The sequence below is a fragment of the Nonomuraea sp. NPDC048882 genome, assembly GCF_040649755.1.
Taxonomy (GTDB): Bacteria; Actinomycetota; Actinomycetes; order Streptosporangiales; family Streptosporangiaceae; genus Nonomuraea; species Nonomuraea maheshkhaliensis.
The window spans coordinates 82974-98252 of record NZ_JBEZGB010000022.1; the positions used below are offsets into that span (position 1 = coordinate 82974).

Annotated in this window: 11 protein-coding genes and 1 riboswitch; of the genes, 9 read left to right on the forward strand and 2 right to left on the reverse strand. The window is 73.1% G+C overall.

Annotated features, from left to right (window positions below; all coding sequences use genetic code 11):
* The first annotated feature begins 75 nt into the window (after nt 1-75).
* From AB0C27_RS47985 to AB0C27_RS47995, 3 genes are all read left to right on the forward strand, one after another.
* Entirely contained in the window at nt 76-1188 is a 1113-nt protein-coding gene (locus AB0C27_RS47985) for an acyltransferase (protein WP_357860138.1), read from the forward strand.
* 201 nt (nt 1189-1389) lie between these two features.
* Entirely contained in the window at nt 1390-3507 is a 2118-nt protein-coding gene (locus AB0C27_RS47990) for a SpoIIE family protein phosphatase (protein ID WP_357860141.1), read from the forward strand.
* Nucleotides 3508-3545: 38 nt separating this feature from the next.
* Nucleotides 3546-4586 (forward strand): nitronate monooxygenase, encoded by a 1041-nt coding sequence (locus AB0C27_RS47995; protein ID WP_357860144.1) that lies wholly within the window; start codon nt 3546-3548, stop codon nt 4584-4586.
* Between the two features lie 40 nt (nt 4587-4626).
* On the opposite strand, the gene AB0C27_RS48000 is transcribed toward AB0C27_RS47995, so the two are convergent.
* A complete protein-coding gene (locus AB0C27_RS48000; protein WP_357860146.1) occupies nt 4627-5760 on the reverse strand; it encodes a hypothetical protein in 1134 nt (377 codons plus the stop codon).
* Between the two features lie 165 nt (nt 5761-5925).
* Nucleotides 5926-6055: riboswitch (cobalamin riboswitch) on the forward strand.
* Between the two features lie 30 nt (nt 6056-6085).
* On the opposite strand from AB0C27_RS48000, the gene AB0C27_RS48005 reads away from it, so the two are divergent.
* Genes AB0C27_RS48005 through AB0C27_RS48030 form a run of 6 tightly spaced genes read left to right on the forward strand, consistent with a single transcriptional unit; the run spans nt 6086 to nt 11651 of the window.
* A complete protein-coding gene (locus AB0C27_RS48005; protein WP_138208152.1) occupies nt 6086-6274 on the forward strand; it encodes a CbtB-domain containing protein in 189 nt (62 codons plus the stop codon).
* An 8-nt stretch (nt 6275-6282) separates the two neighbouring features.
* Complete coding sequence (locus AB0C27_RS48010; RefSeq protein WP_357860150.1) at nt 6283-7059, forward strand: CbtA family protein; 777 nt, start codon at nt 6283-6285, stop codon at nt 7057-7059.
* Nucleotides 7060-7064: 5 nt separating this feature from the next.
* Nucleotides 7065-7631 carry a histidine phosphatase family protein gene (locus tag AB0C27_RS48015; protein WP_357860153.1) on the forward strand — a complete coding sequence of 189 codons (567 nt, stop codon included), beginning with the start codon at nt 7065-7067 and terminating at the stop codon, nt 7629-7631.
* Nucleotides 7628-9712: a VWA domain-containing protein gene (locus AB0C27_RS48020; protein ID WP_357860156.1), complete on the forward strand. Its 2085-nt coding sequence runs from the start codon at nt 7628-7630 to the stop codon at nt 9710-9712. Before AB0C27_RS48015 ends, AB0C27_RS48020 begins: the two co-directional genes overlap by 4 nt.
* A 2-nt stretch (nt 9713-9714) precedes the next feature.
* Nucleotides 9715-10317 carry a cob(I)yrinic acid a,c-diamide adenosyltransferase gene (cobO, locus tag AB0C27_RS48025; RefSeq protein WP_357860159.1) on the forward strand — a complete coding sequence of 201 codons (603 nt, stop codon included), beginning with the start codon at nt 9715-9717 and terminating at the stop codon, nt 10315-10317.
* 8 nt (nt 10318-10325) lie between these two features.
* Nucleotides 10326-11651: a cobyrinate a,c-diamide synthase gene (locus AB0C27_RS48030; RefSeq protein ID WP_357860342.1), complete on the forward strand. Its 1326-nt coding sequence runs from the start codon at nt 10326-10328 to the stop codon at nt 11649-11651.
* On the opposite strand, the gene cobN is transcribed toward AB0C27_RS48030, so the two are convergent.
* The gene (gene cobN, locus AB0C27_RS48035) at nt 11606-15241 is read right to left on the reverse strand and encodes a cobaltochelatase subunit CobN (RefSeq protein WP_357860162.1); all 3636 of its coding nucleotides are present in this window, start codon (nt 15239-15241) and stop codon (nt 11606-11608) included. The two genes, AB0C27_RS48030 and cobN, sit on opposite strands and share 46 nt — an antisense overlap.
* Nucleotides 15242-15279: the final 38 nt, after the last annotated feature.

Sequence of the window (15279 nt, forward strand, 5' to 3'; positions counted from 1 at the left end):
AACTCACCGCGAGGTACGTGGTGGTCACTGAGCCCGCCCACACCGTCCCAGGACAACTCCCCGCCGAGGTGCGCAGTGGTCGCTGAGCTCGTCCGGCGCGTCGAGGCGGCGACCCCCGCCGGCCGCGATCGTGCCCTCGACGCGCTGCGTGCCCTGGCCATCGGCGGCGTGGTGCTCGGCCACTGGCTGGTGACCGCACTGGTCGCCGACAGCGGCACCGTACGGGTGGCCAGCCCGCTGCGGCACCTGCCCTGGCTCGTCCCCGCGTCCTGGATCTTCCAGACCATGGCGCTCTTCTTCTTGGTGGGCGGGCAGTCGGCCGTCATGAGCCACGCCCGCGCCCGAGGCGGAGACGTCACCTACCGGCACTGGCTGGGCACGCGGACGGCCCGGCTGTTCCGGCCGGTCGCCGCCGTGCTCGGGCTCTGGACGGTGGTGGCGGTCGTGCTGCTCGCCCTCGGGGCGGACTCCGCGACCGTGTTCGCGCTGGCCAAGCTGGTGTGGTCGCCGCTGTGGTTCCTGCCGGTCTTCGCCGCCTTGACGGCGCTCACCCCACTGGTGGCCCGGCTGCACCCGGGGTGGCCGCTGGCCGTGGTCGCCCTCGCCGACCTGGTCAGGTTCGGCCTGGGCGGGCCGGCCTGGGTCGGCTGGGTCAACCTGGTGGCGGGGTGGCTGGTGCCGTACTGCCTGGGCGCGGCCTGGGCCCGCGGCCGCCTGCGCACCCGTACGACCGGGTGGACGTTACTGCTCGGTGGCGCCGCCGCCACGGCCGCGCTCGTGTTGTGGGCCGGCTACCCGGCCTCCATGGTGGGGGTCCCCGGCGCCCCGATCTCGAACCAGTCCCCACCCACGCTCGCGGCCGTCGCCTTCGGGCTCGCCCAGTGCGGAGCGGCGCTGCTGCTGCTCGGCCCGCTGCGCCGGGCACTGTCGCGGCCCGCCGTCTGGGCGTTCACGGCGCTGGCGAACCTCTCCGCGATGACGATCTTCCTGTGGCACCAGACCGCCATGATCGCGGTCACCGCGCTCGGCCTGCTCACCGGCCGGCTTCTGCCGGGTCTGCACACCGTCCCGGACGGTCCGGCCTGGGTGCTGGCCCGGCTGGCCTGGCTGCCGGCGTTCGTGCTGGTCCTGCTCATGTGCCGGGCCGCCGTCGAGGCCCGTCGCCCTGCGGAACCCGGCGGAGCCTGACAGCTGCGGGCTAACGTCACCCTGCGGAATCCGGAGCCTGACAGCCGCGGGCTAACGTCAACCTGCGGAATCCGGAGCCTGACAGCCGCGGGTTGACGTCAACCTGCGGAATCCGGAGCCCTGACCTGCGTGTAATCTGCCCGTATGGGCGATTTCAGATGGCTGCCCGGCATCCGTCGCGCGAGCGAGACCAGCTAGACGGTGCCGGCCGAGGCTGGTGATCACGGCGCGGCGGACGACTCGTCCCGCCTCGATGGGCTGCTGATCGGCTCCGTCACCGACACCGGCGCCCACATCGGCGCCGTCTACGTTCTGGACACGAGCGGCGAGCTCCTGCGCATGGTGGCCGGGATCGGCATGCCCGCCCCGATCGCCCGATCGTTCTCCCGGGTCAGGACCACCCAGGCGCTGCCGCTCGCCGTCGCGATCCGCGAACGGCGGTTGCTCTGGATCGACAGCCGCGAGCAGCTGGCCCGCGGGTTCCCCACGGTGGCCCTGGCCCTGCCGTACCCGTTCGCGCTTGCCCTGGTCCCGCTCTACGCCGGTGACACCATCGTCGGCGGGTTTCTCCTGCTCTGGCCCGCCAGGCACGGGTCCGAGCTCGACCCCCACCTGCTCGGCGTCATCAACGACACCTGCGCCCGGCTCGGCGAGCTGATCGAGAGAGCGGCCGAGCAGGGCCGCCCCATCACCGCCGGGCACCTGCCCCGGCTCCTCGGGCCGCGCTCCACGCGCACGCCGGCTGACACAGGCACGCTGAACCTGCTCAACCGCCCGCCCGAGGGGTTCTGCGAGCTGGACGTGGACGGCCGCCTGACGCTGATCAGCACGAAGGCCTCCGACCTGCTCGGCCTCCCCGCGGCCGAGGCACTCGGCGAACGCCTGTGGGAGGCACTGCCCTGGCTGGCCGGCCCCTCGTACGAGAACCGCTGCCGCGCCGCGGTCATCTCCGGCCGGACCACCCGCTTCACCGGCCGCAGCCCGGAGGGACGGCAGCTGACGTTCGCGCTGTATCCGGGGCTGTGCGGCCTCACCGTACGTGTGACCCAGGCCGAGACGAAGCCGGACCAGGCGCCGGACCAGACGCCGGACCCCGCGGACGGCGAGAACGTGCCGCCCCTGATGACCGCCATGCACGACATCCTGCGGCTGGCCACCTCCCTCGCCCGGGCGGTGACCGCCCAGGAGGTGATCGACCTCGTCGCCGACCATGTCATGTCCATCCACGACATCACGGCGCTCGCCATTCTCGCCACCGAGGGCGGACGGCTGCGGGTGGTCGCCTCGCGCGGATTCAGCCGGCAGGCCCTCGATCACTTCGACAACCGGCGCGAGATCCCGCCGATCCTGGAGGACGAGAGCAAGCCGGCATTCTTCCGCAACTGGGACGAGCTGCGCCGCGCGTACCCCGGCGCCCTGCGTTCCGAGGAGGTGAACGCCTGGGCGCTGCTGCCGCTGATCACGTCGAGCCGGCCCCTCGGGACCTGCGTCTTCGCCTACGACCGCCCGCACGAGTTCGGCATCGACGAACGGGCCTCGCTCACCGCTCTCATCGGCCTGATCGCCCAGGCGTTCGAGCATGCCCGCCTCTACGACGTCAACCACCAGTTCGCCCAGTTCCTGCAGTCCAGCCTGCTGCCCCGCGCGCTCCCCCACCTGCCCGGCCTGGACGTGGCGGCCAGATATGTGCCGGCCACCCCCGGCATGGACATCGGCGGCGACTTCTACGACCTCATCCGCCTCAGCGACACCAAGGCCGCGGCCGTCATCGGCGACGTGCAGGGGCACGACGTGACCGCCGCCGCCCTGATGGGGCAGGTGCGTACCGCCATCCAGGCGCACGCGACCACCGGCGCCGGCCCGGGCGAGGTGCTCGCGCGCACCAACCGGCTGCTCACCGCGCTGGCCACCGACCGCTTCACCAGCTGCCTGTACGTCGACATCGACCTGGACCGGCACACCGCGTCCCTGTCCAGCGCGGGACACCTGCCGCCCGTGCTGGGCCGTCCCGGCGCCCCCGGCCAGGTCATCGAGACCGCACCCGGGCTGCTGCTCGGCATCGACCCCGACGTCGAATACGTCACCGCGGAGGTGGAACTCCCACCGGACTCCATCATGATCCTCTACACCGACGGCCTCGTCGAGGAACCCGGCCTCGACCTGGGCGACTGCATCGCCGCCCTGGCCGCCGGCTTCACACCGCCGCCGCACCGCCCGCTGCACACGCTGGCCGACTCGCTCATCGGCCAGGCCGGGATCGAACGGCGCACGGACGACATCGCTCTGCTGCTCGTGCGGGACAGCCTCGCGCGGGCATGATGGACGAGGGACCAAGGGGCACGAGGAAGGACACCGTCATGTCCGTGCTGTCCACCCGGCTTACCGCGACCTATGACATCCGGTACCCGTTCGTCTGCGCGGGGATGGCGTTCGTGGCCGAGACGCCCGAGTTCGCGGCGGCGGTCACCAACGCGGGCGGCATCGGCGCGATCGGCGCCGCACTCCTGCCCCCGGACCGGCTCCGGGAGATGATCCGCGAGGTCAAGGCCCGTACGGCGGGCAGGCCGTTCCACGTCAACCTCATCACCTTCTTCCCCACCGGCGAGCTGGTCGAGGTGTGCGTGGAGGAGCGGGTGCCGATCGTCTCCTTCCACTGGGGGCATCCCCCGGCCGACCAGGTGAGGCTGCTGCGCGAGGCCGGGGTGTCGGTGTGGGAGCAGGTCGGCTCCGCCGAGGCGGCCCGGGTCGCGGTGGACGGCGGGGCCGAGCTCGTCATCGCCCAGGGCTGGGAGGCCGGCGGGCACAACTACGGCGGGCTGCCGACCATGGTCAACGTGCCCGCCGTCGTGGACGCCGTGGGCGAGCGGGCGATGGTCCTGGCGGCGGGCGGGATCACCGACGGCCGCCAGGTCGCCGCCTCCCTGTGCCTGGGCGCGGACGGCGTGTGGGTGGGGACGCGCATGGTCGCCTCGCACGAGGCCCGCGTGCATCCCGAGCACCACCGGCGGCTGGTCGCCGCCGCCGGGGACAGCGCCGTGCTCACGTCGATCTTCGGGCCGGAGTTCCCGCGGTTCAACCCCATGCGGCTCCAGCGCAACCGGGTGGTGGCCGAGTGGAACGACCGGGTGGCGGAGATCCCGGCCGATCTCGACTCCCTTGACCCGGTCGGCACCACGATCGTCCAGGGCGAGGAGGCGCCGGTACGCAAGTTCCCCCTGCTGCTGGCGGTCGCAGAGACGGAGGCCGACTGGGAGGAGATGCCCTGGCTGATGGGACAGGGCGTCGGCCTCGTCCACGACATCAAGCCCGCCGCGGACATCGTCACCGACATGATGGAGCAGGCCGAACAGGTGCTGACCGGTTTCGGGGCCGCGACTCGCGACCGGAGCCCATCCTGAAGGCGCGAACGGCGCCGCCGTCCCTTCTTGTCGTGCTTTCTCAGCGCCATTCGATGAAGGCGGCGGTGTCGCCGAGCGTGGCGAACTCTCCGGTTCGCTCGATCTTCTGGGGCGTGGATCCCGGCTTGGTGTCGCTGAGGTAGTAGTCCATCGCGGCCCCCTTCTGGGAGAGGAACGCGAACCTCCGGCCGTCCGGTGAGATCACCAGGGCGCGGTTGCGGTGGTCGTTGCTGGGGAGGATGGGCGGCCCGGGCTTCGCCCCCGGGGCGATGTCGAGCGCGGCGAACCTGCCGTTCTCGCCGCACAGCACCGTGTCGTCGTCGAGCCAGCCGTCATAACAGGCGAGGTATCTGCCCTTCTCCACGAGGTCCAGGCCCACCCCCTGGGTCTGCGCCGGGACGTCGAGGACATAGCCTTCCGCCAGCAGGCGTCCGCCGTCCGGTGAGAGGAAGGCGCTATTGGCCACCACCGCCTGGCTCGGCGTACTCCCCACCATGACGAGGTGCTGGGCCGTCCGCACCTCGAAGCGGTCGACTGCCTTGTGGTCCCCGGCGAGCGCGCGGCTCGCGATCCGGTCCTTGGTCGAGACCCCGGGGTCGTCGGTCACCTCGTACGTGAACCAGACCGCGCTCCCGTCCCGGGAGAAGGCCGCGTTGTGCTCGTGCGGGGTGTTGCCGAAGTCCTCGTTCCCGGTCAGGTCGGTAAATTTCCCCGTACGGTCGACATAGCCGACATGCGTGGCCCGGGTCTCCAGGTCTTCGGTGACCACGGCCATCTTCGTGAAGTCCTGGTCGAAGAGCGATCGGATGGCGGTCACATCCCCGGCATCAGCGGGCAGTTCATCGGGCTCGCACAGTCGTCTCACGGCGGTGTTGGGCTCGGATGCGTCGTACTCGGTAATCGCCGTGTCCGGCAGCCGGAACTCCGCGTGCGCCAGGTGTTTCCAGCTCTGCGGGTTCCAGCCGTCGAGGTTGACGACCCCGCCGCTGCCGTTCCCCCGCGTGCAGACCGCCGTGATGATCATGTTCTGCTGGGTGAAGTCCGCACTGATCGCGGTCTCCGAGGCTCTCCGACCGGTGACCTCGCGCTCCTCGGCGGCCGAGGAACAGCCGGCGAGGCTCGCCGCCAGGACCAGCGCGAGAAGGGACGCCGTCGCTCTCGGCCTGTCAATCACGCGTCTCTCCCCCATCCGACTTCGACCGGCGATCCCTACGGTGCGCCGGCGGGTGTTGAGAACGTGTTGAGCCCGCGTTGAGAGGCCGAGGAGCATCGATGCTCAGGGGCACCTGCCATACGCGCGCCGTGCCCGGTCGACGCTGGTGTGCATTGACTCGAACGGGAGGAAAGGATACGTTCCGGTAGATTTCACGGTTGTCCAAGGGAAATCCGGTGAGAAGCCGGTGCGGACGCGCCACTGTATCCGGGACTTAGATCCCGGGAGCCAGGTCGCTTGGCCGCCGTGACCTCGTTATGGGACGCGTCACCCCGAGGAGGCTCGCATGAGTGGTTTGACCACTCCGTCCACCATTCCCTTCCCCCGCCTGCGCCCTTGGCTGCTGGCGGTTCCCGTGCTGCTGCTCGTCGCTTACCTGGTCCTGATGGACAACGGCGCGGTCTCCCAGACCGGCGCCTTCCTGCACGAGCTCATGCACGACGGGCGGCATCTGCTCGGCGTGCCCTGCCACTAGGGGCCGGAATGGTACGCACGTACCTGGTCAGAGGTCTGCTCGTGGGCCTGCTGGCCGGACTGATCGCGGGCACGTTCGCCTTCGCCTTCGGGGAACCGCACGTCGATGCGGCCATCGCCCTGGAGGAGGCCGCGGCCCAGGCCGAGGCGCCGGAGCCCGCCGCCGAGGAGGCCGGGCACGGCCACGGCGAGGAGGCCGAGGTCAGCAGGCCGGTGCAGAAGGCCGGGCTCTTCCTCGCCACCGGACTGTACGGGCTGGCCGTCGGCGGCGTGTTCGCGCTCGTGTTCGCGGGCCTGCGCGGACGGGTGGGACCGCGCTCCGACGGGCCGCTGGCGCTCGCCACGGCCGGAACGGCCTTCGTCGCGGTCATCCTCGTTCCATTCGTGAAATATCCGGCCAACCCGCCTGCGGTGGGTGACCCCGACACGATCAACAGCCGCACGGTGCTCTACGTCGTGATGATCCTCGTCGGGCTGGCGGCGACGGCGATCGCGGTGGCCACCGCCCGCCGGGTCACCGCCGATCCGTGGGCCCGGTGGGTGGCGGCGGTCATCGGCTTTCTCGTCCCCGTGGGCGCGGCCTGGGCGCTGTTGCCGGCCGTCGACGAGGTGGCCGACGGCTTCCCCGCCACGCTGCTGTGGGAGTTCCGGCTCACCTCGATCGGCACCCAGCTCGTCTTCTGGGCGGCCTTCGGCGTGCTGTTCGGCTGGGCGAGCGAGCGAGCGGCACGCCGTACGAGCGGCATGCCGCTGAGCGCAGTCCCGTCGAGCTCGGGTCCGAGCTGAGCGGAGTGCTGTTCGTCCGGCACGCCACGGCGCCGGGCATGCGCGCCGCCCGCTTCCCGGCCGAAGAGGACGCCGACGCGGCGGATCTGGCCAGAGCCGCCGCGCTCGGCCCTGCGCTCGCCGCAACGGTGGCGTGGGCGTGGGCGTGGGCCGCTCCTGCCCGCGCGGCACGGCAGACCGCCGCCGCGCTCGGACTGGACGCGCGAATCGTCCCGGCGCTCGCGGAGGCGGACTGCGGCCGGTGGCGCGGCCTGCCGTACGAGCGGGTCGCGCGGGAGGAGCCGGACGCCCTGGCGAGCTGGCTGTCCGACCCGCACGCGGCTCCGCACGGCGGCGAGAGCCGGGCCGCGCTCGCGATCAGGGTGGCGGCCTGGCTCGACTCCGTACGGGAGGAGCCCGGCGGGGTCGTCGTCTGCGACGCCGGCGCCATCCGGGCGGCGCTCGGGCATGCCCTGGGGCTGGATCCGCCGGCCGCCGGCCGCATCGATCTGGCTCCTCTGTCCACCACCGAGCTGGCCGTCACGCGGGAGGGCTGGCGGGTGGCCCACGTCAACCGGAAGGTTCTGTCTTGATCGTCACCTACCCGTTCAGCGCCGTCGTCGGGCTCGCCGACCTGAAGCTGGCGCTGGTGCTCAACGCGGTCTCGCCCCGGGTGGGCGGGGTGCTCGTACGCGGCGAGAAGGGCACGGCGAAGTCCACGATCGTGCGTGCGCTGGCGGCCCAGTTGCCCGCCGTGGACGTGGTGCCGGGCTGCCGGTTCGCCTGCGATCCCGGTGCGCTTGATCCCGAATGCCCTGACGGACCCCACGAGCACGGCGCCGGGGGCGTGAGTCGCCCGGCCGCGCTGGTGGAGCTGCCGGTGGGTGCGTCGGAGGACCGTCTGGCCGGCTCGCTCGACGTGGAACGGGCGCTGACCGAGGGGGTGAAGGCGTTCGAGCCCGGCCTGCTGGCGTCCGCGCATCGCGGTGTGCTCTACGTCGACGAGGTGAACCTGCTGCACGACCACCTGGTCGACCTCCTCCTCGACGCGGCCGCCCTGGGCAGGTGCTACGTGGAGCGCGAATCGGTCTCGGTCCGGCACGCCGCCCGGTTCCTGCTGGTCGGCACCATGAACCCGGAGGAGGGCGAGCTGCGCCCGCAGCTCCTGGACAGGTTCGGGCTGACGGTCGAGGTGCGGGCGTCCCGCGACCCGGAGGAACGCGCCGAGGTCGTCCGCCGGCGGCTGGCCTTCGACGCCGACGCGGAGGCGTTCGCGGCGCGGTGGGCGGAGGAGGAGTCGGCGCTGGCGGACCGGATCGCGGCCGCGCGGGACCGGGTGCCGGGCGTGCGGCTGCCGGACGCCCGGCTGCGGCAGATCGCGACGGTGTGCGCGGCGTTCGAGGTCGACGGGCTGCGGGCCGACCTGGTCACCGCCAACGCCGCCGTCGCCCACGCCGCCTGGCAGGGGCGGGACATGGTGATCACCGAGGACGTGCGGGCGGCGGCCCGCCTGTCGCTGCCGCACCGGCGCCGGCGCGACCCGTTCGACGCGCCGGGGTTGGACGAGGCCCTGCTCGACGAGCTGCTTGAACGTACGTCGCCGGATGACGGGCCCGGCGACGACGGCCCAGACGGCGGCCCGGATGCCGGCCCGGGCAGCGGCCCGGACAGGGCTCCCGGCAGCGATTCCAGCGGAGATCCCGGCGGCGGAGGTCCGGCGGGGCCGCCGCCGGGCGGAGACGAGGGCTCGCCGCCGGACACGACCGGCGGGCCGGCCGATGGCATCCAGGGAAGCCCCGGGGACGGCCGGCCGAACGACGGCTCGTCTGATCCGCGGGACGATGACGCAGGACCGGCGACACCCGGCATCGGCGGACAGGTGGCCGGCGCAGGGGCTCCGCACCGGGTGCCGCTGCTGGAGGTGCCGGGGATCGGCGAGGGGGCGGCGGGCCGGCGGTCACGCGCACGGACCAGGCACGGCCGGAGCACCGGCGCCCGCCGCCCCTCCGGCCAGGTACGCGACCTGCACCTGACGGCGACGATGCTGGCCGCGGCGCCGTACCAGCGCGGGCGCGGGCGCACCGGACCCGGGCTGCTGCTGCGTACGGATGATCTGCGTGAAGTGGTGCGCGAAGGCAGGGAGGGCAACCTCGTGCTGTTCGTGGTGGACGCGAGCGGCTCGATGGCGGCCCGCAAACGGATGAGCGCGGTCAAGACGGCTGTGCTTAGCCTGCTGCTGGACGCCTACCAGCGTCGCGACAAGGTCGGCCTGATCACGTTCAGGGGAGCCGGCGCCGAGGTGGCACTGCCTCCGACCTCGTCGGTGGAGGCGGGCGCGGCGCGGCTTCGTTCGCTGCCGACCGGCGGGCGCACCCCGCTGGCGGCGGGGTTGATGCGGGCGGCGGAGGTGTTGCGCGTGGAGCGGCTGCGTGACCCGGCCAGGCGTCCGCTGCTGGTGCTGGTGACCGACGGGCGTGTCACGGCGGGCGGGGACGTGGACCGGGCGGCCGCCCTGCTGGAGGGCACGGCCTGCGTGGTCGTCGACTGCGAGAGCGGTCCGGTGCGGCTCGGTCTGGCGGTCAGGCTGGCGTCCCGGTTGCGGGCTCGGCTCGTCCCTCTCGACGCCCTGGCCGACCTCGGCTGCCTCGTCCGTGACCACAGGAAGGCGGTCTGATCATGCCGCGGGGAAAGCCCTCCGTCGTGCCCGACGACGGTCTGACCACCAGGCAGCGGCGTACGAGGCCGCTGCTGATCGTCCACACCGGCCCCGGCAAGGGCAAGTCGACGGCCGCTTTCGGAATGGCGTTGCGGGCCTGGAACCAGGGCTGGCCGGTGGGGGTGTTCCAGTTCGTGAAGTCGGCCAAGTGGCGCATCGGCGAGGAGCGCGCGCTCAAGGTGCTCGGCGGCAGCGGCGAGGGCGGCACGGTGACCTGGCACAAGATGGGCGAGGGCTGGTCGTGGATCCAGCGGCCCGGTACCGAGGAGGACCACGCGGCCGACGCCCGCGAGGGGTGGGCGCAGATCAAGCGCGACCTCGCGGCCGAGACCTACCGCTTCTACGTGCTGGACGAGTTCACGTACCCGCTGAAGTGGGGCTGGCTGGACCTGGACGACGTGCTGGAGACGCTCACCGGCAGGCCGGGCGGCCAGCACGTGGTGGTCACCGGCAGGGACGCCCCCGGCCGGCTGATCGAGGTCGCCGATCTGGTGACGGAGATGGGCAAGGTACGCCACCCCATGGACGCAGGGCAGAAGGGCCAGAAGGGCATCGAGTGGTAGTCCCCCGGCTGGTCATCGCCGCGCCGTCGTCAGGGAGCGGCAAGACCACGGTGGCCACGGGGCTGATGGCGGCGCTGCGGGCCCGCGGGCTCAGGGTCTCGCCGCACAAGGTGGGGCCCGACTACATCGATCCCGGCTATCACTCGCTGGCCACAGGGCGTCCTGGCCGCAACCTGGATCCGTGGCTGGTGGGCGAGGAGCGGATCGCGCCGCTGTTCCTGCACGGGGCGGCGGGATGCGACGTGGCGGTGGTCGAGGGGGTGATGGGGCTGTTCGACGGCCGGGGTGACACGGACTTCGCCTCGACCGCGCACGTCGCCAGGCTGCTGGACGCTCCGGTGGTCCTGGTCGTGGACGCGGCCAGGCAGAGCCGGTCGGTGGCGGCCGTGGCGCACGGGTTCGCCACGTTCGATCCCCGGGTGCGCGTCGCCGGCGTGGTGCTGAACCGGGTGGGCTCCGACCGGCACGAAGAACTCTGCCGCGCCGCGCTGGCGGCGGCGGGGGTGCCGGTGCTGGGCGCCGTCCGCCGTGACGACGCCGTCTCGACGCCGTCCAGGCATCTGGGACTGGTGCCCGCCGCCGAGCGCGAGGCGGCGGCGGTGGCCGCGGTGGACCGGCTGGGCGCGCTGGTGGCCCGCTCGTGCGATCTCGACGCGCTCGTACGGCTGGCGGCCTCGTCCCCGCCGCTGGACGTGGCACCATGGGCGCCCGGGCCGGATGACGCGCCGGATGACGCCGGAACCGGCCCGGTGGTGGCCGTGGCGGGCGGAGCCGCGTTCACCTTCGGCTACGCCGAGCACGTGGAACTGCTGCGCGCGGCCGGCGCCGACATCGCGGTGTTCGACCCGCTGCGGGACGAGAAGCTGCCGGACGGGACCGCGGCACTGGTCGTCGGCGGCGGCTTCCCCGAAATGTACGCCGCCGAGCTGGCCGCCAACGCCCCGTTGCGCGAGCAGGTGGCGGCCTTCGGCGGGCCGATCGCGGCCGAGTGCGCCGGGCTGCTCTACCTGTGCGAGCAGCTCGACGGGCAGCGCATGTGCGGGCGGGTGCCGGGGCGGGCGCGGATGACGTCCCGGCTGACACTCGGCTACCGGGAGGCGGTGGCGGTCAGGCGGTCGCCACTGACGAGGGCGGGCGAGCGCTTCCGCGGCCACGAGTTCCACCGCACGGTCGCCGACCTCACCACCGAGCCGTTGTTCCGATGGGAGGGCGGCGCCGACGGGTTCGGCGACGCCCTCGTGACCGCGTCCTACCTGCACCTGCACTGGGCCGGAGCGCCCGGCCTGGCTCAGCGGCTGGTGTCGTCCTCCAAGTCGCCCTCGGTCTTGAGGTAGACCTCTTGCAGGCCGCGCAGCAGATCCGGGTCGGGGTGCTCCCACATGCCGCGCTCGGCGGCCTCGAGCAGCCGCTCGGCGATGCCGTGCAGCGCCCAGGGGTTCGACTCGGCCATGAACGCCTGGTTCTCCGGGTCCAGCACGTACGTCTCGGTGAGCTTGTCGTACATCCAGTCGGCCATCACGCCGGCGGTGGCATCGTAGCCGAACAGGTAGTCGACGGTCGCGGCCAGCTCGAAGGCACCCTTGTAGCCGTGCCGCCGCATCGCGGCCAGCCATCGGGGGTTGACGACCCTGGCGCGGAAGACGCGCGAGGTCTCCTCCGACAGGGTGCGGGTGCGTACCGCGTCGGGGCGCGTGCTGTCGCCCACGTACGCGGCGGGCGCCCGGCCGGTGAGCGCCCGGACGGTGGCGATCATGCCGCCGTGGTACTGGAAGTAGTCGTCGGAGTCGGCGATGTCGTGCTCGCGGGTGTCGACGTTCTTGGCCGCCACGGCGATCCGGCGGTAGGCGTCCTCCATCTGCGGGCGGGCGGCGACGCCGTCGAGGTCGCGGCCGTAGGCGAAGCCGCCCCACGCCGCGTACACCTCGGCCAGGTCGGCGTCGTCGCGCCAGTTGCGGCTGTCGATGAGCGGCAGCAGCCCGGCCCCGTACGCGCCGGGCGCCGAGCCGAAGATGCGCATCGTCGCCTGACGCTCGTCGCCGCCGCTCCGGCGGGTGTGGGCGCGCACGTAGTTGTCCTCCTCCGGCTCCTCCAGCCGGGCGGCCAGGCGTACGGCGTCGTCGAGCATGGTCACCACGTGCGGGAAGGCGTCGCGGAAGAAGCCGCTGATGCGGACCGTCACGTCGATCCTGGGGCGGCCCAGCTCGGGCAGCGGGATGGGCTCCAGACTCGTGACCCGGCGCGACGCCTCGTCCCATTCGGGGCGGATGCCGAGCAGCGCGAGCACCTCGGCCACGTCGTCGCCCGCCGTCCGCATGGCGCTGGTGCCCCAGACGGACAGGCCGACCGAGCGCGGCCACTCCCCCGTGTCGGCGTGATAGCGCTCCAGCAGCGATTCCGCCATGGCCTGACCGGTCTCCCAGGCCAGCCGGCTGGGGACCGCGCGGGGGTCGACGGAGTAGAAGTTGCGGCCGGTCGGCAGGACGTTGATCAGGCCGCGCATCGGCGAGCCGCTGGGGCCCGCCGGGACGTAGCCGCCGTCCAGGGCGTGCAGGAGGTGGTCCAGCTCGTCGGTGGTACGGGCCAGGCGGGGCACCACCTCGGTGGCGGCGAACGTCAGGATGCGGGTGACGAGGTCCGCCCGGCCGGCGGGCCAGGTCGGGAGCACCACACCCGCCTGGCCGGCGGGCCCGATCCCGAGCACCGCGCGGGCGACCTCAGGCGCGGCGTCCGGCGCCCAGCCGCGCTCCTCCATCCCCTCGATCAGGGCCCGGGCCACGGCCTCCGCCCGGTCCACCTCGCCCAGCCCGGCCGTGCCGTCCTCGGCCAGCCCGAGTGCCTCGCGCAGGCCGGGCAGCGTCTCCCTGCCCGACCACATCTGCCGGGCCCGCAACATGGCCAGCACCAGGTCCACCCGCACCTGGCCGGTCGGAGCCTGTCCCAGCACGTGCAGGCCGTCGCGGATCTGGGCGTCCTTCACCTCGCACAGCCAGCCGTCCACGTGCAGGATGAAGTCGTCGAACTCGCTGTCGTGCGGCCGGTCGGCCAGCCCGAGGTCGTGGTCGAGCCGGGCGGCCTGGATCAGCGTCCAGATCTGCGCCCGGACGGCGGGCAGCTTGGCCGGGTCCATGGCGGCGATGGTGGCGTGCTCGTCCAGCAGTTGTTCCAGCCGGGCGATGTCGCCGTAGGTGTCGGCGCGGGCCATCGGCGGCACCATGTGGTCGACCAGCACGGCGTGCGCCCTGCGCTTGGCCTGGGTGCCCTCGCCCGGGTCGTTGACCAGGAACGGGTAGATCAGCGGCAGGTCGCCGATGGCGGCGTCGGTGCCGCAGGCGGCGGACATGCCGGCCGACTTGCCCGGCAGCCATTCCAGGTTGCCGTGCTTGCCCACGTGCACCATCGCGTGCGCGCCGAACTCGGCCGACAGCCAGCGGTAGGCGGCCAGGTAGTGGTGGCTCGGCGGCAGGTCGGGGTCGTGGTAGATGGCGATCGGGTTCTCGCCGAAGCCGCGCGGCGGCTGCACCATCACCACCAGGTTCCCGGCGCGCAGCGCGGCCAGCACGATGTCTCCGTCGTGCACGAACAGCTCGCCCGGTGGCGGCCCCCAGTGCCGTTCCATCCCGGCCCGCAGCCGCTCGGGGAGCGTCCGGTACCAGCTCTCGTACGATGCGGCGGAGATGCGTACCGGGTTGCCCGCGAGGTGCTCCTCGGTCAGCCAGTCCTGGTCCTGGCCGCCGGCGGCGATGAGCGCGTGGATGAGCGCGTCGCCGTCCTGCTCGGCCACCCCGGGGAAGCCGTCGCCCAGGTCGTAGCCCGCCTCGGCGAGCCGGGCCAGCAGCCGCACGGTGCTGGCCGGGGTGTCCAGCCCGACGGCGTTGCCCACCCGGGAGTGCTTGGTCGGGTACGCCGACAGCATCACGACCAGGCGACGCTCGGCGGGCGGGGTGTGCCGCAGCAGGCCGTGCCGTACGGCGATGCCCGCGACCCTGGCGGCCCTCTCGGCGTCGGCGGCGTAGACGGTGAGCCCGTCCTGGTCGATCTCCTTGAACGAGAACGGCACCGTGATGATCCGCCCGTCGAACTCGGGGATCGCCACCTGCGAGGCCGCGTCGAGCGGCGAGAGCCCGTCGTCGTTCTCCTCCCACGCCTGCTTCGAGGTGGTCAGGCAGAGTCCCTGGAGGATCGGCACGTCCAGCGCGGCGAGCGCGCCGACGTCCCAGGCCTCGTCGTCACCGCCGGCTCCCGCGGTGGCCGGCCGGGAGCCGCCCGCCGCGAGCACGGTCACCACGAGCGCGTCGGCCGCCCTCAGCGTGTCGAGCAGTTCGGGCTCGGCCGTACGCAGCGAGGAGCAGAAGACCGGCAGCGCCTGCCCGCCCGCCTCCTCGATGGCGGCGCAGAGCGTCTCGACGAACGCGGTGTTGCCGGCCATGTGATGCGCGCGGTAGTACAGCACTCCCACCACCGGCCCGCTCCTGGAGCCGGTCACGCGCTCCAGCCATCCCCAGGACGGTGCGGGTGCGGGCGGCGCGAAGCCGTGCCCCGTGAGCAGGACGGTGTCGGTCAGGAACGCGTGCAGCTCGGCCAGGTTCGCCGGTCCGCCATGGGCGAGGTAGGCGTGTGCCTCGGCGCAGACGCCGCCGGTGACCGTGGACAGCTCCATCAGCTCGGCGTCCGGGGCCTGCTCCCCGCCGAGGACCACGACCTGGCGCGGCTGCGCCAGCAGCGCGTCCAGGCCCTCTTCCCAGGCCCTGCGTCCGCCCAGCAGGCGGACGACGACCAGATCGACGCCTTCGAGCAGGTCCGGCAGGTCTTCTGCGGCCAGCCTGGCGGGGTTGCCCCATCGGTAGGCCGCGCCACTGGCGCGGGCACTCAACAGGTCTGTGTCGGAGGTCGAGAGCAGCAGAACGGTAGGGCTGTCGCCAGGCACGACGCATCCTCCCTCGGGGTCCTCGCCCCGGTCGCGGG

Bases quoted from the DNA above. Each gene is read 5' to 3' on its own strand.
- AB0C27_RS48010 (WP_357860150.1), top strand. From the start codon at position 6,283: ATGGTACGCACGTACCTGGTCAGAGGTCTGCTCGTGGGCCTGCTGGCC.
- cobO (WP_357860159.1), top strand. From the start codon at position 9,715: ATGCCGCGGGGAAAGCCCTCCGTCGTGCCCGACGACGGTCTGACCACC.
- AB0C27_RS48005 (WP_138208152.1), top strand. From the start codon at position 6,086: ATGAGTGGTTTGACCACTCCGTCCACCATTCCCTTCCCCCGCCTGCGC.
- AB0C27_RS47995 (WP_357860144.1), top strand. From the start codon at position 3,546: ATGTCCGTGCTGTCCACCCGGCTTACCGCGACCTATGACATCCGGTAC.